The organism is Micromonospora sp. NBC_00421 (assembly GCF_036017915.1).
Classification (GTDB): Bacteria; Actinomycetota; Actinomycetes; order Mycobacteriales; family Micromonosporaceae; genus Micromonospora.
Map to the genome: position 1 here is coordinate 2,864,859 of NZ_CP107929.1, position 20,032 is coordinate 2,884,890.

The 20,032-nt window shown below is 73.4% G+C and carries 9 protein-coding genes; 7 read left to right on the forward strand and 2 right to left on the reverse strand.

Annotated elements, in window-relative coordinates:
- Positions 1-169 precede the first annotated feature (169 nt).
- A complete protein-coding gene (locus OHQ87_RS12375; protein WP_328347984.1) occupies positions 170-907 on the forward strand; it encodes an SDR family NAD(P)-dependent oxidoreductase in 738 nt (245 codons plus the stop codon).
- A gap of 59 nt (positions 908-966) precedes the next feature.
- Here OHQ87_RS12375 and OHQ87_RS12380 read toward each other — a convergent pair whose 3' ends face one another.
- Positions 967-1,806: a fumarylacetoacetate hydrolase family protein gene (locus tag OHQ87_RS12380; protein ID WP_328347986.1), complete on the reverse strand. Its 840-nt coding sequence runs from the start codon at positions 1,804-1,806 to the stop codon at positions 967-969.
- Between the two features lie 217 nt (positions 1,807-2,023).
- Here OHQ87_RS12380 and OHQ87_RS12385 point away from each other — a divergent pair, with 217 nt between their 5' ends.
- Positions 2,024-2,641, forward strand: a complete 618-nt coding sequence (locus OHQ87_RS12385) for a hypothetical protein (protein ID WP_328347988.1) — start codon at positions 2,024-2,026, stop codon at positions 2,639-2,641.
- A gap of 403 nt (positions 2,642-3,044) precedes the next feature.
- On the opposite strand, the gene OHQ87_RS12390 is transcribed toward OHQ87_RS12385, so the two are convergent.
- Positions 3,045-3,974, reverse strand: a complete 930-nt coding sequence (locus OHQ87_RS12390) for a sulfite exporter TauE/SafE family protein (RefSeq protein WP_328347990.1) — start codon at positions 3,972-3,974, stop codon at positions 3,045-3,047.
- Positions 3,975-4,806: 832 nt separating this feature from the next.
- On the opposite strand from OHQ87_RS12390, the gene OHQ87_RS12395 reads away from it, so the two are divergent.
- Genes OHQ87_RS12395 through OHQ87_RS12415 form a run of 5 tightly spaced genes read left to right on the forward strand, consistent with a single transcriptional unit; the run spans position 4,807 to position 19,990 of the window.
- Positions 4,807-12,699, forward strand: a complete 7,893-nt coding sequence (locus OHQ87_RS12395) for an SDR family NAD(P)-dependent oxidoreductase (protein WP_328347992.1) — start codon at positions 4,807-4,809, stop codon at positions 12,697-12,699.
- Positions 12,700-12,751: 52 nt separating this feature from the next.
- Positions 12,752-17,806, forward strand: a complete 5,055-nt coding sequence (locus tag OHQ87_RS12400) for a polyketide synthase (protein WP_328347993.1) — start codon at positions 12,752-12,754, stop codon at positions 17,804-17,806.
- Between the two features lie 59 nt (positions 17,807-17,865).
- Positions 17,866-18,174, forward strand: a complete 309-nt coding sequence (locus OHQ87_RS12405; RefSeq protein WP_328347995.1) for an acyl carrier protein — start codon at positions 17,866-17,868, stop codon at positions 18,172-18,174.
- A gap of 2 nt (positions 18,175-18,176) precedes the next feature.
- A complete protein-coding gene (locus OHQ87_RS12410) occupies positions 18,177-19,001 on the forward strand; it encodes an alpha/beta fold hydrolase (RefSeq protein ID WP_328348827.1) in 825 nt (274 codons plus the stop codon).
- A 26-nt stretch (positions 19,002-19,027) separates the two neighbouring features.
- A complete protein-coding gene (locus OHQ87_RS12415; RefSeq protein WP_328347997.1) occupies positions 19,028-19,990 on the forward strand; it encodes a sulfotransferase in 963 nt (320 codons plus the stop codon).
- Positions 19,991-20,032: the final 42 nt, after the last annotated feature.

A 20,032-nucleotide genomic window follows, 5' to 3' on the forward strand; every position in this document is an offset into this window, starting at 1 on the left:
GAGATCGTATATGTTCTATGGAGTTCGGTGCGAGGTGCGACATCCCGCGGTTTCGTCGGCCGGGCGGGCCGCCGGACCGCCGATCGTAGCGGCGTACCGGTCCCGGTGGGCGCTCGATGCGGGTGCGGCGTCCTCCGGTCCACGCCGCCCGCGGGTACGAGGTGCCGAGATGACGGATTTCCACGGTCTGGTGGCCGCGGTCACCGGTGGTGGTTCGGGCATCGGCGCGGCAGTCGCCGACCTGCTGGCCGAACGCGGGGCGCGGGTCGCCGTCCTCGATCGCGACCCCGGTGTCGGCGGGGCGCACCTGCGGCTCACCGCCGACGTCGGCGGCCCGCTGGAGCAGGCCATGGACCGGGTCGCCGCGACCCTGGGTGGTCTCGACGTGCTGGTGAACTGCGCGGCGATCAGCGCGGTCGGGTCGGTGGAGACCGCCGACGACGCCGAGTGGCACCGCTGCCTGGACGTCAACGTCGTCGGGGTCGCCCGGGCCTGCCGGGCCGCCCTGCCGCACCTGCGCCGCTCGACCAGTGCGGCCATCGTCAGCATCACCTCGATCGCGGCGACGGCGGGGCTGGTGGACCGGGCGGTCTACTCCGCCACCAAGGGCGCGGTGCACGCGCTGAGCCTGGCCATGGCCGCCGACCTGGTCGGCGACGGCATCCGGGTGTGCACGGTGGCGCCGGGCACGGTGGACACCCCGTGGGTGGCGCGGCTGCTCGCCGGCGCAGCCGACCCGACCGCGGAGAAGCGCCGGCTGGCCGCCCGGCAGCCCACCGGCCGGCTGGTCACCGCCGACGAGGTCGCCCGAGCGGTGGCGTTCCTGGCCTCTCCGCTGTCCGGGGCGACCACCGGCACCGCGCTGGCCGTCGACGGCGGCATGTCCGGCCTGCGGCTGGTCCGCTGATCCGGCCGGACGGCGGCCGGGAAGACGGCGTTCCCGGGCGACGGTCCGCAGCCCGCCGGTCAGGCCGCCGCCATGGTGACCCGCTGCCGGCCCAGGCCGTCCACCTCGACCTCCACCACGTCACCGGGCCGCAGGTAGGGGAACCGGCCGGAGAGACCGACCCCCTCCGGCGTACCGGTGTTGATCACGTCGCCGGGGTCGAGCACCATGTACTGCGACAGATGCCAGATCAGGTACGCCACGTCGAAGACCATGTCCCCGGTGCGGGAGTCCTGCCGGGGCTCACCGTTGACCCAGGAACGTAGTCCGAGGTCCTGCACGTCGGCGATCTCGTCCGGGGTGACCAGCCACGGGCCGAGCGGTTGGAAGGTCTCGCAGGACTTCCCCTTGGACCACTGACCGCCGGAGTCGCGCAGTTGGAAGTCGCGTTCGGACACGTCGTTGGAGACGAGGTAACCCGCGACGTGGGCCAGGCTCTGCGCGGGCGACTCCAGGTAGCGGGCCCGCCGGCCGATGACCACGGCCAGCTCGACCTCCCAGTCGGTGGCGGTCGCGCCGCGCGGCACCAGCACCTCGTCGTACGGGCCGACGACGGTGTTGGGGGCCTTGTAGAAGACGATCGGGGTCTCCGGCGGGGCGACCCCGGACTCGGCGGCATGCGCGGCGTAGTTCTGCCCCACGCAGAGCACCACGCCGGGCCGGGCCACCGGCGGGCCGATCCGCAGGCCCGAGACGTCCACCTCCGGCAGGTCACGCGCCGCCCGCACCCTGGCCGGGCCGTCGGAGGCGAGGAAGGCGGCGTCGATGTCCGGGGTGAGCGCGGACAGGTCGTAGTGTCTGCCGTCGGCGTACAGCACCGGCCGCTCCGCGCCGGCCGGACCCACCCGCATCAGCCTCATCCGATGACCTCTCCCGATCGGGCACGTCGTCAGCGCCATCCAGGATCGTAGATCACCCAGGACCGCCCGGCCGGCGCCTGGGCCGGTGCCCGACAGCGCCCGTGCCCCGACACGGCAGCGGGATGCCCGGTGGGGGGACCCGAGCCGTGCCCGGCCCTCCACTGACGATCGCCTACGCTGTCGGGCCCGACATCACCGCAGCCGAGGGACGAGACACATGATGGATCCGACATTCACCACCGGGGTACCACACGCGGCGCGGGCGGGCGCGCTGATCCTCGCGAGCCTGCTGATGGTGACCGGCTGTTCGGGCACCATCGAGCCCGGCCGCTCGGGGTCGGACGGGACGCCGCCGCGCCCCAGCCCTGCCGCCATGCGCCTGGACAAGCCGACGAAGGTGCTGGGCACCTGGAACGAATCGCTCGACCGGCGACTGACACAGGTCGCCCAGAGCAACATGGGGGAGCTCAAGAGGCTGCTCGACGGTGAACCGCTCAGCGCGCTGGGCACCGCCTACATCCCGGTCAAGGAGGAGCACTCGGCCGAACTCGGGCTGTACCGACCCGGCGACGAGCGCGTCGTCCTGCTCAGCGGGGTCTCCGGCACGGTCGCCGACCCTGAGCGGACCCTGGACCTCGTGTTCACCCGACTCACGGCCATCACGGGCGTGACACCGGTCCCCCCGGGACCGATCGGCGGGTCCGCCCGTTGCGGGGAGGGCCAGAGCAGCGGTGCCCGGGTCGACGTCTGCGCCTGGGCCGACCGGCACACGCTCGGTATGGTCCACCTCTTCCGCTTTCCGCAGACCGCACACCCGGAAGAGACTCTCCGGTAGATCCGTGCTCAGACCGAGCACACTGTGCCATGAACGTGTGAGATTCGTTGGCGTTCCCCGAGCTGTCCAAGCTGCTCGACGAATGGTCGACCGCCTTCCGGGCCGCCGTCACCGCCGGACCGGCCGCCTCGACGAAGTCCACCTCGCCGGGCCCGGGAGATCGCGGTGCACACCTACGACGCCGAGGTCACCACGGGCACCCCGCGGCCGCTGCCGGACGAGTGACCCCCGACGATGTCGGGGAGTTCCTGTTCACCCGCTGCGCCACGACGGCGGCCTGGCCGCACGAGCCGGTCGCCGCCGACCACCACGCTACCGAGGGTCGTTCCTGGGCGGCGACCGGCGGCTCTTCGACCTGCTCGTGGCCTGGGACCCGGAGGTGTGGGAGCCGCCGGTAGCCCGGTCAGCTGGACGTGGTGGCGGGTTCCCCGGCGCCGCTCTCCGGTCCGACGGCGACCGGCGCGGCCTGCCGGTCGGCCAGGTGCTGGCGCAGCGACCAGGTCACCGCCGCCACCCAGAGCACCGCGACGACCAGGTAGCAGGCGTAACGGGCGGCAGCCGGCGCGGCGATCCAGTCGCTGCGCAGCAGGGTCCGGATGTTGGTCAGCACGATGACCCCGCCGACGGCGGAGCCGAGGACCCGGGGCGGGACCAGCCGCACCAGCCAGGCGGCGATCGGCGCGGCGATCATGCCACCGAGCAGCAGCGCGCCCACCCAGCCGAAGTTGATGTTCGCCGAGCCGATGCCGGCCAGGAATCCGAGGCTGGCGGCGACCGCCACCAGGAACTCGCTGGTGTCGATCGAGCCGATCACCCGGCGGGGCTCCAACCGGCCGCTGGCCAGGATCGCGGGGGTGCCGACCGGTCCCCAACCGCCGCCACCGGTGGCGTCGACGAAGCCCGCGACCAGCCCCAGTGGACCGAGGAAACGCTTGCGCAGGGGCAGCCCGACGCGTTCCCGGGGCAGTCCGGCGACGGTGAACCGGATCAGCACGTACAACCCGAGGGTGAGCAGGATCAGCGACATGATCGGGGCCGCGGTCTCGGTGGAGAGACGGGACAGGAAGGTCGCCCCGGCGAACGCGCCGACGGCACCCGGCACACCGACCCGGCGGACCACCGTCCAGTCGACGTTGCCGAACCGCCAGTGCGCGGCTCCGGAGACCAGGGTGGTGCCGATCTCGGCCAGGTGAACAGTTGCCGAGGCGCTCGCCGCCCCGGTGTTGAGGGCCAACAAAAGTGTTGTGGATGTCACACCGTACGCCATCCCGAGGCTGCCATCGACCAGTTGCGCACCGAGGCCGACGAAGGCAAGAAGAAGCAGGCTACGCACAATAACCGCCGATCCGGAAGATGAATGGGCAAGGCGGCCCCGCCGGGGGCGGACCACCGTGGAGGTGATGACCGTCTCGGCTGGTCGGGGCCGGTGCAGGAGTGGGCGCTGCCGGAGAAATCAGCATGCAGATCGCTCGGGCCGACTCGTTCGACAGCGCGACAGACAGTGCATGAAACGTTCGTTAAGTGAGCTCGCCGACCGTCGGCAAAGGCTGGCGTCCGACCAGCCCAGCACCCTTCTCGGCGAAGCACTCAGGGACGACTCCCCCGCCGAGGACCACCGTCGAGGTCAGCGACGACGGGCGAGGCGAGGGCGGAGCGAGCAATTGCCCCCCGCCCCACCAGGCAACTTGATGATCGAAGCCAATCCCACCTCGCCTCACGAATGCCATAGCTAATCGATAGGGAATGCCGGCATGAATGCCGATACGGATCTTTGAGGCTCACCACAATCGATGGCAAGACCCGTTCCACATGGTGGGACAAAAGAGGAGTCGATCTCCACGACCAGGGGTTACCTGGGCAACGGAAAACAGTTTGGAAATAAATCTGTAAATGGCCGGACAACCTACGGTGACACGATCCGGTGACAGCGTCGATGCATCGACGAACATTTCGCCTGGCTGACCCGGTGGCATATCCCGTAGCCTTTGTAGGAAATCTTCAGCCACACCGTCCAGATCGTTGGATTTAACCGGGACGTAACTGGGCGACGCTAGGTTGTGACTCAGCGCGACATTCACTGCCGCAAATCCACTGCACTCGCCGGTGTCTCGCCGGCAAATCCCCCCCGTCACCACGCGATCCTTCGCGACCGAAGTGGGAGCCCGATGAGTAGCGCACCGTACACGCGTGACCTGATCCTGGTCGTCAATCCCGTCGGCATCCTCGAACCCGGCCCACGGATCACGGCGGCCACCGCCACCGGCGGCGGACTGGGCGTCATCGACCTGGCCACCGGCGACGACTGGGTGTTGCGGGCGCTCACCCGGGCCGTCGACTGGTCACCCACCCCGATCGGCATCCGGGTGCCGGCGGGGTGCCGGGCCACCCCCGCTGAAGTGGAGCGTGCCTCGTCCGGCCGGGTGGACCTGGTCGTGGTCGAACCGGCCAGCCCCTGGCCACTGGCCGAGATCACCGCACACCACCGGGTGCTCGTGGAGGTGACCAGCCGGGCCGAGGCCCACGCCGCAGCGGCGGCCGGCGCACACGGGCTGATCGCCCGGGGCATGGAGGCCGGCGGGCGGGTCGGTGAGCTCAGCTCCTTCGTCCTGCTCCAGCAGCTCGTCGCCGACGACACCCTCGACCTGCCGGTCTGGGTGGCCGGCGGGATCGGCCCGCGTACCGCCGGCGCCTGCCTGGTCGGCGGCGCGGCCGGCGTCGTCCTGGACACCCAGCTCGCCCTGATGCCCGAGTCGGAACTGCCGGCGGACGTCCAGGCGGTGATCCGGCGGATGGACGGCTCGGAGACCGTCCTGCGCGGCGGGATGCGGGGCATCCGCCGGGGCGGCCCGCACCAGGCGGACGCGGAACTGCTGCCCGTCGGCCAGGACGGTTGGCTGGCGGCTGCCTTCGCCGACCGTTGGCCGGACACCGCCACCGCCGTCCGGGGCATGCGCGCCGCGATGCTCGACGCCGTCGACGACCCGGCCGCCGCCGACCTGCTCCAGCCCGGCGCTCCCCTCGCGGCGGCCCTCGGGGTGCGGGTGCCCGTCGCCCAGGGTCCGATGACCCGGGTCAGCGACGAGGCCTCCTTCGCCGCCGCCGTCGCCGACGGTGGCGCACTGCCGTTCGTCGCGCTCGCCCTCAACTCGGCTGACCAGTGCCGCCGGCTGCTCACCGAGACCGCCGCCCGGCTCGGTGACCGGCCCTGGGGCGTCGGGGTGCTCGGCTTCGCCCCCGAGGAGCTGCGCGCCGCACAACTGGAGGTCATCCGCGAGATCCGGCCCGCCTGCGCGATCATCGCCGGAGGCCGGCCGCCGCAGGCGCGTGCCCTGGAGGAGCAGGGGATCAGCACCTTCCTGCACGTGCCCTCGCCCGGCCTGCTGCGCCAGTTCCTGCGCTCCGGGGCCCGCAAGTTCATCTTCGAAGGGGCCGAGTGCGGCGGGCACGTGGGGCCCCGCGCGAGCTTCCCGCTGTGGGAGGCCCAACTGGCGGTGCTCGACGAGTACCTGGACACCGAGCCCACCGCCGGCGCGCAGCTACAGATCTTCTTCGCCGGTGGGGTGCACGACGCCCGGTCGGCGGCGATGGTCGCCACGATGGCCGCGCCACTGGCCCGCCGGGGTGCCCGGATCGGCGTGCTGATGGGCACCGCCTACCTGTTCACCGCCGAGGCGGTGACCCACGGCGCGGTGCAGCCGCTGTTCCAACGCGAGGCGCTCACCGCCGAGCACACCGCACTGCTGGAGACCGCCCCCGGGCACGCCACCCGCTGCCTGCACACCCCGTTCGTCGACGACTTCCACCAGCTGCGTACCCAGCTGGAGAGCGCCGGGGTGGAGAACCGCGAGGTGTGGGAGCAGCTGGAGCTGCTCAACGTCGGCCGGCTCCGGATCGCCAGCAAGGGCCTGCGCCGCGCCGGCGACGTCGTCGAGGCCGTCGACGAGAACGTCCAGGCCAGCGACGGGCTGTTCATGGCCGGTCAGGTCGCCGTGCTGCGGAACACCGCCACCACGGTCGCCGCGCTGCACGACGAGGTCACCACCGAGGTACGGGGCTTCCACGCCGACCGGCTCGACGCCCTGCGGGCCCGACTCGCGCCACCGGCCGTCGAGATCGGACACGCGCCCGCCCCGCTGGACATCGCCATCGTCGGAATGGCCTGCATGCTGCCCGGCTCCCCCGACCTGGACAGCTTCTGGCAGACCGTGCTCAGCGGCGCCGACACGGTCACCGAGGTCCCCGCCGACAGGTGGGACGCCGACCACTACTACGCCCCCGAGGTCGGGCCGGGGCAGACCGGCCGGATCAGCGTCTCCAAGTGGGGCGGGTTCATCGAGCCGGTACCCTTCGACGCCATCGGTTACGGCATCCCGCCGGCCGCGCTGAGCAGCATCGACCCCACCCAACTGCTCGCCCTGGAGGTCTCCCACCGGGCTCTCGTCGACGCCGGCTACGCCTACGACGCCCCCGGCGCCGACCACGCCCGCACCGGCGTGGTGTTCGGCGCGGAGGCGGGCAGCGACATGGGGCACGCCCAGACCCTGCGCACCATGCTCCCGGCCTACCTCGGCGAGGTGCCCGAGCAGATGCAGGAGCTGCTGCCCACGGTCACCGAGGACAGCTTCCCCGGTGTGCTGGCCAACGTGATCGCCGGCCGGGTCGCCAACCGGCTCGACCTGGGCGGGCCGAACTACACCATCGACGCCGCCTGCGCCTCGTCCCTGGCCGCGATGGACGCCGCCTGCAAGGAACTGGTCAGCGGCGACAGCGACCTGATGATCTGTGGTGGGGCCGACCTGCACAACGGGGTCAACGACTACCTGATGTTCACCTCCGCGCACGCGCTCTCCCCCACCGGCCGGTCCCGCCCGTTCGACAGCACCGGTGACGGGATCGCGCTCGGCGAGGGCGTCGCCTGCGTCGTACTCAAGCGGTTGGCAGACGCCGAACGCGACGGCGACCGGATCTACGGCGTGATCAAGGGGCTCGGCGGGGCCAGTGACGGGCGGGCCCTCGGCCTGACCGCGCCACGCCCCGAAGGGCAGCGACGGGCCCTGGACCGGGCCTACCACCGCAGCGGCGTCTCGCCGCGGGAGGTGGGCCTGGTGGAGGCGCACGGCACCGGCACCGTGGTCGGCGACCGCACCGAACTGGAGACGCTGACCCGGATGTTCGTCGACGCCGGCGCCGCGCCGGGTGGCTGCGCACTGGGCTCGGTGAAGTCCCAGATCGGGCACACCAAGTGCGCCGCCGGGCTGGCCGGGCTGATCAAGGCGACACTCGCCCTCTACCACGGCGTCCGACCCCCGACCATCCACCTGGAACGGCCCAACCCGGCCTGGCACCCGCAGCAGAGCCCGTTCGCGTTCTTCACCGAGGCCCGCCCGTGGCCGGCACCGGCTGCCGAACGGATCGCCGGGGTCAGCGCCTTCGGCTTCGGCGGCACCAACTTCCACGTCGTGCTCGGCGCGTACCCGAACGCGCCGGAGCCCCGGCACGCGCAACGGATCTGGCCGGCGGAGCTGTTCTGCTTCCGGGGCACCGACCGGGCCGCCGCCCACCAACCGATCCGACAGCTGCTGGAGAGCCTGACCGGCGACCAGGCCCGGGACCGGCCGGGCCGGCTCGCCGAACTGGCCGCGTCGGTCGCCGCCAGGGCCGCCAACCGGCCCGGAGCCACCCAGGTCGCCGTGGTCGCCCGGGACCTGACCGAACTGGAGACCCTGCTGCACCGGGCCCTGGCCGGCGAGCACGACCCGACCCGGGGCCTGGTCCAGCCGACCGGGACCGACCCGGTGGAGCCGGGTCAGCTGGCGTTCCTCTTCCCCGGGCAGGGCAGCCAGCGCCCCGGCGCTCTCGGCGAACTCTTCGTCGCCTTCCCCGAACTGCGGCACTACCTCGAACTCGACAGGGCGGCGGCGGGGCTGCTCTTCCCGCCGGCAGCCTTCGACCAGGACTCCCGACGCGCCCAGGAGGACCGGGTACGCGACACCCGGATCGCCCAACCCGTGCTCGGCATCGGCGGCCTCGCCATGGACCACCTGCTGCGCCGGCTCGGGGTCCGCCCCGACATGACCGCCGGCCACAGCTACGGCGAACTCGTCGGCCTCTGCGTGGCCGGGGCGTTCGACGCGGCCACCCTGCTCGACCTCAGCCGGGAACGGGCGGCGGCCATCCTCGACGCCTGTGGCGAGGACCCGGGCACCATGGCGGCGGTCAACGCCACCGCCGACCAGGTCGCCCAGGTGCTCGCCGCCGCAAGCCTCACCAGCGAGGTGGTGCTGGCCAACCGCAACGCCCCGCTACAGGTGGTGCTCTCCGGCCCGACCGCGAAGGTGCGGGCGGCGGTGGTCGCGCTCAAGGAGGCCGGCCTCTCCGCCCGGGCCATCCCGGTGGCCTGTGCCTTCCACAGCCCGGTGGTGGCCGGCGCGGTGGAGACCTTCGCCGAGGTGCTCGCCGCCCGGCCGATCGCCGAACCGCGCATCCCGGTCTGGTCGAACCTGACCGCCGCACCGTACTCCGGCGACGCCGACCAGGTCCGCCACCACCTCGCCGAGCAGATCGGCGCACCGGTCCGCTTCGTCGAGCAGATCGAGGCGATGTACGCCGCCGGTGCCCGAATGTTCGTCGAGGTCGGCCCCGGTCAGGTGTTGAGCCGCCTGGTGCAGGCGGTGCTCGGCGACCGACCGCACCAGACGGTCACCTGCGAACGCGGCCCGGTCGACGGGCTGCGCGGATTCCTGATCTCGGTCGCCGAACTCGCCTGCGCCGGTGTTCCGGTCCGCCCCGACTGGCTGTTCCACGGTCGGGTCGCGGACCACACCGGCACCACCGCACCGACCCGTCGTCCGCTCTGGACGGTCGACGGCCAACTCGTCCGGGACCAGCACGGCAACTGTCTTCCCGGTGGCATGACCCCACCCCGACGGATCAAGGAGTTGTCGATGACCCCCGCCAACGGCACCGCCACCACCCCCGGCACCGCCACCGGCACCGTCAGCACCCCCGCACCGGTGACCGCCCGGGACATCCACGCCGGCGGCGAACCCGCACCGGCGGCTGTCCGGGACATCCGCGGCGAGCTGCTCAGTGAGTATCTGCGCACCACCCGGGAGATGATCGCCACCCAGCGGGACGTGATGCTCGCCTTCCTCGGCGACCCGGGCGGCCCACCGAACCCGCCGGTCGGGCAGCCGACCGGGACCTACCGGGTCGAGGGGTACGCGGCACTGCCTCCCGGGCCGACGTCCACCCCCGCCCCGGTCGCGACGCCCACCCCCGCCGCCAGGCCCGCCGTGGCACCGGCCCCCCGGCCCGCCATCGCCCCGACGCCGGCACCGGCACCGGCACCGATGCCCACCAGGACGGCGACCAACGGCGGCACGGCGGTGGCCACGGCGCCGGCCCCGACGATCACCCGGCCGGCCCCGGTCGCTCCGGACGTCGTGCCCGTCTCCCCTGCGGTCGGCGGTGTCGTCGCGCCCCCCGCCCCGGCCGTCGTCGCGCCCGCCGCCCCGGCCGGTCCGGGCATCGCCGAGTTCCAGCAGGCGATCCTCGCCGTGCTCAGCGAGCGCACCGGCTACCCCGTCGACCTCATCGAACTCGACCTCGACCTCGAAGCCGACCTCTCCATCGACTCCATCAAACGCGCCGAAGTCGCCGGCGAAGTCGCCCAACGCCTCTCCCTCTCCGTCGAAGGCGACGAAAGCGAACTCGAAGACCTCGTCAAAGCCCGCACCGTCCGCGCCATGGTCACCTGGCTCGACCAGAAGATGAGCACCACGGTCACCGCCACCGCGACGCTCACCGCCGCGCTCCCCTCCGGCGACCAGGTCGGCGTCACCGCAGCCGACTTCCAGCAGGCGATCCTCGCGGTGCTCAGCGAGCGCACCGGCTACCCCGTCGACCTCATCGAGCCCGACCTCGACCTCGAAGCCGACCTCTCCATCGACTCCATCAAACGCGCCGAAGTCGCCGGCGAAGTCGCCCAACGCCTCTCCCTCTCCGTCGAAGGCGACGAAAGCGAACTCGAAGACCTCGTCAAAGCCCGCACCGTCCGCGCCATGGTCACCTGGCTCGACCAGAAGATGAGCGGCACCATCCACGTCTCGGCCACCACGACCGGCCCGCTGACGCCCACCCCCGCCCCGGCGCTCCCGGCCGCCCCCATCGGAATGCCCACCGGGATGCCCGCCGCCGCCCCCGCCGGGGCGACCGCGGCCACCGGCACCAGCCTGGCGGACTTCCAGCAGGCGATCCTCACCGTGCTCAGCGAGCGCACCGGCTACCCCGTCGACCTCATCGAACTCGACCTCGACCTCGAAGCCGACCTCTCCATCGACTCCATCAAACGCGCCGAAGTCGCCGGCGAAGTCGCCCAACGCCTCTCCCTCTCCGTCGAAGGCGACGAAAGCGAACTCGAAGACCTCGTCAAAGCCCGCACCGTCCGCGCCATGGTCACCTGGCTCGACCAGAAGATGAGCACCACGGTCACCGCCACCCTGACCACGACGGTGGCCGCCACCCCGGCCGTCGCCACGCCGGCCGCCGTCACCGCCGCGCCAGCCGCGCCCGTCACCGCCGCACCCGCCGGGGTCGGGGTGGGGATCGCGCCGAAGCGGCTGGTCGCCCGGGAGAGCGTCGACGCCGGGCAGAGCACCCCGGCGACAGTCCTCGCCGGACTGCGGTTCCTGATCACCGGGGGCGGCCCGGTCGGGGCGTACCTGGCCGAACTGCTCGGCGCGCACGGTGCCGGCGGCCAGCTCGGGGTGCTCGACAGCGAGCAGGCCGACCAGGGATTCGACGGTGTGCTGGTGCTCGACGGGCTGACCAACCTCGACGAGCCGTTGCTGCCCGACGTGTTCCCGCTGTTGCAACGGGCGCTGGCCGCCGGGCCGCGCTGGTTGCTCGCCGCCGGGGCGCAGGACGTCACCGGAGCGGCCGACGGCATGCCCGGCCTGTTCCGTACGATCGCCCGCGAGTACCCGGGCCTGACCGCCCGTTTCGTGGCGGTGGATCCGGCGGCGACGCCGGACGTCCTCGCCCGGCAGCTGCTCGACGAACTGCTCACCGCCTCCGACGCCCCGGTGGTCGCCCGGCGTGGTGCCGACCGGTACGTCGCCGACCTGATCCCGGTCGAGCTGGGCGCGCTGGCCGCCGGGGGTGCCGGTCCGGCAGGTGACGGGGTGTCCGAGGCCGCCGCGATCGGCCTGGAACGCGACTCGGTGGTGGTGCTGATCGGTGGGGCGCGGGGCATCACCCCGTGGTTCGCCCGGGCGCTCGCCTCGGCCACCGGCTGCCGCATCGAGCTGGTCGGCCGTACCCCGCTGCCGGCCGGCCCGGAGGACGCGGAGCTGGCTGCCGCCGGAGACCGGGCCGCGCTGGTCGGGGTGCTGGCCCGGCGCGGGGCGTCCTCGCCGGCCGAGATCTCCCGGACCGCGCAGGCCATCCTGGCGGCCCGGGAGGTGAGCGCGACCATCGCCGAGCTGACCGAGCTGGGCGGCGAGGTCCGCTACCACACCCTGGACGTCCGGGACGAAGCGGCGACCCGGCGGTTGCTGGCCGACATCCACGCCGAGCACGGCCGCCTGGACGGGGTGGTCTACGCGGCGGGCATCATCGAGGACAAGCTGATCGCCGAGAAGGACCCGGCGTCGTTCACCCGGGTCTTCGACACCAAGGTCGACGGCGCGCGTGGGCTGCTGGCCGGCCTCGACGCGCTGCCCACCGCGCCGCGCTTCGTGGTCTTCTTCGGCAGCATCGCCGCCGCCTACGGCAACCGGGGACAGGCCGACTACGCGGCGGCCAACGACGCCCTGGACGCCATCGGCACCCGCTACGCGGCCCGGACCGGGGTGCGCTGCCTGACCGTGCACTGGGGACCGTGGGCCCCGGGCGTCGGCCACGGCGGCATGGTCACCGCCGAGCTGAGCCGGGAGTACGCCCGGCGCGGCATCGGCCTGATCGACCCTGAGGAGGGCGCGCTGGCCCTGCTGCGCGAGCTGGCCTGGGCCGACGCTTCGGTCACCTCGGTCGTCTACACCGCCTCCGGGTGGTGAGGGCGTCGATGTGCCGTCCCGCCCCCACCCGCCCCACCCGTCGGAGGAACCGATGAACAACGGCGCCCCTGCGCCCGGCCAGATCGCGATCGTCGGGATGGCCGCCCTGATGCCCTCCGCCGGTGACCTGGAAAGTTACTGGCGCAACCTGATCAGCGGGGTCGACGCGATCACCGACGTCCCCGCGCACCGCTGGGACGAGGAGTTCTACGACCCGGAGCAGTCCCACCGGGCCGACCGGATGTACTGCCGGCGCGGCGGATTCGTCGATGAGTACGCCACCTTCGAGCCGCTGCGCTTCGGGGTGATGCCCGCCTCCGTCGGCGACATCGAACCGGACCAGCTCATCACGTTGGAGGTGGCCGCCGCGGCGATCGACGACGCGGGCGGCGGCGACCGGCTGCCGGCCCGGGACCGGATCGGCGTCATCCTCGGCCGGGGCGGCATCCTCAGCCCCGCCCAGGCCCGCTACGCCCAGCGGGTGCGGATGTCCAGCCAGGTCGTCAGCATCCTGCGGGAGCTGATCCCCGACGTCGACCCGGCCCGGCTGGAGCTGCTGCGCAAGAAGTTCGACGAGCGGCTCGGGCCGTACCAGCCGGAGGGGACGATCGGCCTGGTGCCGAACCTGGCCGCCTCCCGGGTGGCCAACCGGCTCGACCTGCGCGGCCCGGCGTACACCATCGACGCCGCCTGCGCCTCCTCACTGATCGCCGTCGACCAGGGCATCACCGAGCTGGTCAGCGGGCGGCTGGACGCGGTGCTCGCCGGTGGCGTGCACCACGTGCACGACATCAGCTTCTGGTCGGTGTTCAACCAGCTGCGGGCGTTGTCCCGGCAGGGCGAGATCCGGCCGTTCGACGCCGCCGCCGACGGGCTGCTGATCGGCGAGGGCACCGGCGTGGTGGTGCTCAAGCGGTACGCCGACGCGGTCCGCGACGGCGACCGGGTCTACGCGGTGATCCGGGGCAGCGGGGTGTCCAGCGACGGCAAGTCCGCCAGCATGTTCAACCCGGCGGTCTCCGGTCAGGTGCTCGCGATCAGGCGGGCCTGGGAGTCCGCCGGACTCGACCCGACCGCACCGGACGCGCTGGGGCTGCTGGAGGCGCACGGCACCGGCACCCCGACCGGGGACGCCGCCGAGCTGACCACGGTGGCCGAGGTGTTCGGCCCGTACACCGGTGGCCCCCGGCCGGTGATCGGGTCGGTGAAGTCGATGATCGGGCACACCATGCCGGCCGCCGGGGTCGCCGGTCTGATCAAGGCCGCGCTCGCGGTGCACCGGGGGGTGCTCCCGCCCACCCTGCACTGCGAGACACCCCGCAAGGAGATGGCGGCGACCCGGTTCGCGCCGATCGACACCGCCCGGCCGTGGGAGAGCGACGGACCCCGCCGGGCCGGGGTCAACGCGTTCGGCTTCGGCGGGATCAACGCCCACCTGATCATCGAGCAGGCCCCCGTGTCGGTGGGCGAGCCGGTGGTGGCGCCGACCGCCCCGGCCGCCGGTCGCGCCGTGGTCGACGAGCCGGACCAGGTGCTCTGGCTGGCCGCGCCGGACCCGGCCGGGCTCGCCGACCTGCTGGCCCGCGACGACCACGAGGTACGCCGGCTCGGCGTCGAGCTGGCCGCCCGCTCCGGCGGTGACACCCCGGGGTCGGCCCGGCTGGGCATCGTCAACCCGACGGACAAGCTGCTCGCGGTGGCCCGCAAGACGGTGGCCCGGGGGCAGGCGTGGCGGGGTGGGCGCGACATCTGGTTCAGCCCCCGCCCGCTGCTCGGTGCGGGCGCGGGCAAGCTCGCCTTCGTCTTCCCCGGCCTGGAGGCGGAGTTCGCCCCGCGCACCGCCGACCTGGCCGCCCACTTCGGCCTGCCGGACCGCGAGTGGTCCGCCGCCGACCTGGGCCGGCACGGTGCCGGCCTGATCGAGGTGGGCAAGCTGCTCGACGAGGCGCTGGCCCGGATCCGGGTACGACCCGACGCGGTCGCCGGGCACAGCATCGGCGAGTGGACCGCCGCCGCGGTCAGCGGTCAGATCAGCACCGCTGCGATGGACGAGTTCCTGGCCCTGTTCAACGCCGACTCGGTGGAGGTCTCCGGGTACGTCTTCGCGGCCGTCGGGGCCGGCGCCGATCTGGTCACCCCGCTGCTCGGCGACTACCCAGGGGTGGTCCTCTCGCACGACAACGCCCCGGCGCAGTCGGTGGTCAACGGCCCGGAGCCGCAGGTCGACCGGTTGGTCGAGGCGCTGCGTACCCGCAACGTGCTGTGCCAGAAGCTGCCGTTCCGGTCGGCGTTCCACACCCCCGCCTTCGCCGACGGGCTCACCTCGATCGGCGCCGCCCTGGGCCGGTGGGAGGTGCACCCGACCCGGATGCCGGTGTGGTCGGCGACCCTGCACGCCCCGTTCCCCGCCGACGAGGAGGAGGTCAACCGGATCTTCGTGCGGCACATGATGGAGCCGGTCTGGTTCCGGCAGACCGTCGAGGCGATGTACGCCGCCGGGTTCCGGGTGTTCCTCCAGGTCGGTGCCGGGCAGCTCGCCTCGCTGATCGGCGACAACCTGCGCGGGCGTGACCACCTCGCGATGCCGGTGAACACCGCGCACCGCAGCGGGCTCAACCAGCTGCGTCGGGTCGCCACCGCACTGTGGGTGGAGGGCGGTACCCCGGACCTGTCGGCGCTGGGCACTGTGGGCCGTACCCCGTCGGTGGCCGCGACCGGCGGCCCGGCTCCGGCGACGGCCACCGCCGCCGGGCCGGCGAAGTCCGCCACCGTCGCCGGGCCGGCGAAGTCCGCCGGTGGCACCGGTCGGCGTGGCCCCCGGATGAAGCTCGACCTCGGCGGGCCGCTGGTCCGCCTCGGTGCGGACGCCGCCGGCCTGCTCGGCGTGACCGCGCAGGCGAACGGGTCGACGAACGGGTCGACGCCGGTCGCCGGGAACGGCAGCGGCCGACCGCTCGTCCCCGGGCCGGACCACGGCACCACCGGTCGGAACGGCACCACCGGTCGGAACGGCGCATCGACCCGACCGGCCGCACCGACGCCGGTCGCCGTACCACCCTCGGTCGCCCGACCGGTGGCCACGCCGCCACCCGCCGCGTCGCCACCCGCCGCGCAGGCGGTCCCGGTCGCGCAGGCGGTCCCGGTCGCGCAGCCGGTCCCGGTCGCGCAGCCGGCCGGACGGCCCGGTGGGCGGAGCGACGAGGCACCGCCCGCCGCAGCGCCGGCCACCGCGCTGGACGCGCTGCACCGGCTCGCGGGCGAGTCCAGCGCAGCGGCCGAGTTCGCCGCCCTGCTCCGGGAGAACGCCCGGGGCCCGGTCGGTCTGCTGGCGACGACCGGCGGCAACGGCACCACCACGCCGCCCCGGCCCGTACCGGCTACCGCCCCCGCCGCCGGGCCATCCGTCGCGGCCGCCGGGAAACCGTCCGCCGCACCGGCCGGCGCGGCACCCGCTGCGCCGGTGGGGACGCTGCCGGCGACACCGGCTGCCCCGACCCGCCCGGGGGTCGTCGCCGGGGTCGGTGCGGAGATCGGGCGGATCACCAGGCGGATCTCCCTGGAGACCATGCCGTACCTGCTGGACCACTGCTTCTTCGTGCAGCCCGACGACTGGCCGGACCCGGAGGACCGGTGGCCGGTGGTGCCGGCGACCGCCCTGGTCGCGCACATGATGGAGGCGGTCGAGCAGTTGGTGCCCGGCGTTCCGGTGGTGGCCGTGCACGACGCCAAGTTCAACAGGTGGCTGATCGCCGAGCCGGCCACCGACGTGGAGATCGTGGTCCGGACCGCCGGCCCGAACCGGTACGCGGTCGCCTTCGCCGGGTACGCGCGGGCGACCATCGAGGTCGGCACGGCGTACCCGGCGCCGCCGCCGGTCTGGACCCACGACCCGGCCACCGAACGACCGCCCACCCTCGGCGCCGCCGAGATGTACGCGGAGCGGTTGATGTTCCACGGTCCGCAGTTCCAGGGCGTGACCGACGTGCACGCGCTGGGCGACATGCACGTCCGGGGCGTGGTCACCGCCCCGGTGCCGCCCGGGGCGCTGCTGGACAACGCGCTCCAGCTCATCGGCAACTGGCTGATCACCACCCAGCCGTTCCGGACCGTCGCGTTGCCGGTGGGGCTCGGCCAGGTGCGGTTCTACGGGCCGCCCCCACCGGCCGGCCGGGCGTTCGAGTGCGTGGCCCGGGTCCGCGCCATCGACGACGGCAAGCTCGTCGCCGACACCCAGCTCAGCTACCAGGGTCGGGTGTGGTCGGAGATCGAGGGGGCGGTGGACCGCCGGTTCGACAGTCACCCGCAGGCCCGGGTGGCGGAACGGTTCCCCGAGCGGCACCCGATGTCGCTGTTGCAGCCCGAGGGCTGGACGATGGCGTTCGACTGCTGGACCGACCTGGTCACCCGGGGGATGGCGGCCCGGGGCATCCTCGGCGGCGCCGGCTACGCCGAGTACGAGCGGCACCCGGCGAAGAACCGCAAGCAGTGGATGCTGGGCCGGATCGCGGCCAAGGACGCGGTACGCGCCCGGCTGTGGGAGGACGGCCACACCGACATCTACCCGATCGAGCTGACCGTCGGCAACGACCCGGACGGCCGGCCGTGGGTGCGCGGGCGACCCGGCCGTGGCCTCGGCGACTGCGACGTCTCGCTGGCGCACTGCGCGGAGATCGGGGTGGCGGTCGCCCGGCGACGGGCACCCGACGCGGTGCCCGGGGGGCCCGGTGTCGGCATCGACGTCGCGGAGGTCACCGACCACCCGGAGAGCACCTTCACCTTCGCCCTCACCCCGGCCGAGCTGACCCTGTTGGCCTCCCTGGCCGGCGCGGACGCCGAGGCCCGACGGTTGTGGTTCACCCGGTTCTGGGCGGCCAAGGAGGCGGTCGCCAAGGCCGAGGGCACCGGGCTCGACGGTTCGCCGCGCCGGTTCCGGGTCTACTCGGCCACCGACGCCGGGCTGACCGTCCAGATCGGTGGGCGGGCGTACCGGGTCGGCATCCGGGACGTGGCCAACCCCGAGGACCTGCCGCCACGCCGGTACGTCGTCGCCTGGACCTGGGGGCCGGAACCGGCGCCCGCCACCCCGCCCGGGGTGTCCCGACCGTGAAGCGGCACCCGGTGCACACCGCAGTCCATCCCGTTCGACAAGCAGAAGGAGCAACGACCATGCCCGCGGCCCAGGACACCATCCTCGCCGAACTCACCGAGATGATCGACACCGTGCTGGGCGACTTCGCGGACGACCAGACGGTCACGATGGACACCACCTTCTCCGACGACCTGGGGATGGAGAGCATCGACGTCGTCGCGCTCGCCGGCCGGCTCCAGGCCCGCTACGGCGACACGGTCAACTTCGCCCACTTCGTCGCCAAGCTGGACCTGGACACCGTCCGGGAGTTGAAGGTGGGGCAGCTCGTCGCGCACATCGCCGAGTCGTTGGGGCAGGCCGACGAGGTCGGGGCGGGCAGCCGGTGAGCATGGTCCGGGCGAACGGGATCACCCTGCACACGCAGCGGCTCGATCCCCCCGGTCCGGCCGCCGACGGCCGGACCGGGCCGACGCCGACCGCCGTGCTGATCCACGGGATGGCCTCGGACACCATGGCGAGCTGGTACTTCACCCTGGCCGATCCGCTGTCCCGGGCCGGTTTCCCGACCGTCCTGTACGACCTGCGCGGCCACGGGCGTAGTGAGCGTCCCGCCACCGGGTACGCCCTGGACGACTTCGTCGACGACCTGGCGGCGCTGCTGACCGCCCTGGACGTCACCGGTCCCCTGCTGCTGCTCGGCAACTCGTTCGGCGGGACCATCGCGTTCGGTTACGCCGCCCGGCACCCCGACCGGGTGGCCGGCATCGTGACCGTGGAGTCCGCGCCGCCGACGCCGGAGTGGATGCGCCGGGTCCGCGAGCGGCTCGCCCGGGTCGCCGCCCGGCTGCCCCGGGCCGGGGCGGTCACCGAGATCGGGGCCCGGCGCGGCCGGGTCGCCGCCCAACGGGCCGCCGAGACGCAGCGGATGCTCACCGACACCAGCCTGGCGCAGGAGTTGCCGGCGAGCCCGCTGCCGACGGCCGGGGCGCTGGCCGCGATCGGCTGCCCGGTGCTCTGCCTCTACGGCGGCGACTCGGCGGTGGTGGAACTGGCCCCGGCGGTACGCGGACTGCTGCCGCAGACCCGGGTCGCGGTGCTGCCCGACCAGAAGCACACGGTGCTGATCGACCGACCGGAGGAGATCCGCCGGCTGGTCTTCGCCTGGCTCGCCGAGGACTGCTCGCTCGACGTGGCCCAACCCACCACCGCATGACGACGCGACACGCAGGAGGTCTTCCGATGGACACCCCGATCACCGGCCGGTCGATCATCATCAGCAACGGTCGGTGCGGCTCCACGCTGCTGTCCGACCTGATCCACGAGGAGCCGGACACCCTGTCGGCCCAGGAGTTCTTCATGTCGGTGGCGCCGTGGGCACGCAGCGCCGAGGTGCTCACCGGCGACGAGTACTGGGCGGTGCTGGCCAGCCCCAAGGCGGAGCTGTCCACGCTGTTCCGGATCGGGTTGCCGCCGAAGGAGGTGCGCTACCCGGCGACCGGCAGGTGGGCCGACCGGCTGACCGAGCTGCCCCGGATCCTGGCGATCACCCTGTCCAAGCTCACCGCCGACCCGGACGCGTTGTTCGACCAGCTCGCCGCACGGGTGCCGCAGTTCCGCACCCAGACGGTGGCCCAGCACCACCACGACTTCCTGGACCTGCTCGCCGTGCTCACCGGCAAGACCCGGTGGGTGGAACGCTCCGGCGGCTCCAGCCACGTCGCGCCCTACCTGCTGCGGGGCTTCCCGGACTGCAAGGTCGTCTACCTGACCCGCAACTGGGAGGACACCGCCCGGTCGATGAGCCGGCACTCGTCGTTCCAGCTCATCCAGTTGCGGGTGGAGTTCCTCGGCCGGTGCGGCCTGGACCCGTTCCGGGTCGGTGCCGACCAGTCGGTGCCGGAGGACCTCCAGCCGTACCTGCCGGACCGGCTGACCGCCGACGCGTTGCGCGAGCGCGGCCAGGACCTGCGCCGCTACCTCGGACTGTGCGCGTTCATGAGCAGCCAGGCCGACCAGGCGCTGCGGGACGTGCCCCCGGAGCACCTGCTGCGGATGTCGTACGAGGACCTGGTCGCCGACCCGGTCGCCGAGCTGACCGGCCTCGGCCGGTTCCTGGACTTCCCCGACCCGTCCGGATGGGCCGAGCGGATGGCGTCACGGGTGGTCGCCCCGGCGCCCCGGAAGCTGCCCGCCGCCGTCTGAGCGGTCCCTGTGTGTCCCTCCCGCCCGAAACCGGGGCGGGTG

What these genes read in the sequence shown, in the direction of transcription:
- OHQ87_RS12375 (WP_328347984.1), top strand. Translation starts at nt 170, where the DNA reads ATGACGGATTTCCACGGTCTGGTGGCCGCGGTCACCGGTGGTGGTTCG.
- OHQ87_RS12380 (WP_328347986.1), bottom strand. Translation starts at nt 1,806, where the DNA reads ATGAGGCTGATGCGGGTGGGTCCGGCCGGCGCGGAGCGGCCGGTGCTG.
- OHQ87_RS12385 (WP_328347988.1), top strand. Translation starts at nt 2,024, where the DNA reads ATGATGGATCCGACATTCACCACCGGGGTACCACACGCGGCGCGGGCG.
- OHQ87_RS12395 (WP_328347992.1), top strand. Translation starts at nt 4,807, where the DNA reads ATGAGTAGCGCACCGTACACGCGTGACCTGATCCTGGTCGTCAATCCC.
- OHQ87_RS12400 (WP_328347993.1), top strand. Translation starts at nt 12,752, where the DNA reads ATGAACAACGGCGCCCCTGCGCCCGGCCAGATCGCGATCGTCGGGATG.
- OHQ87_RS12405 (WP_328347995.1), top strand. Translation starts at nt 17,866, where the DNA reads ATGCCCGCGGCCCAGGACACCATCCTCGCCGAACTCACCGAGATGATC.
- OHQ87_RS12410 (WP_328348827.1), top strand. Translation starts at nt 18,177, where the DNA reads ATGGTCCGGGCGAACGGGATCACCCTGCACACGCAGCGGCTCGATCCC.
- OHQ87_RS12415 (WP_328347997.1), top strand. Translation starts at nt 19,028, where the DNA reads ATGGACACCCCGATCACCGGCCGGTCGATCATCATCAGCAACGGTCGG.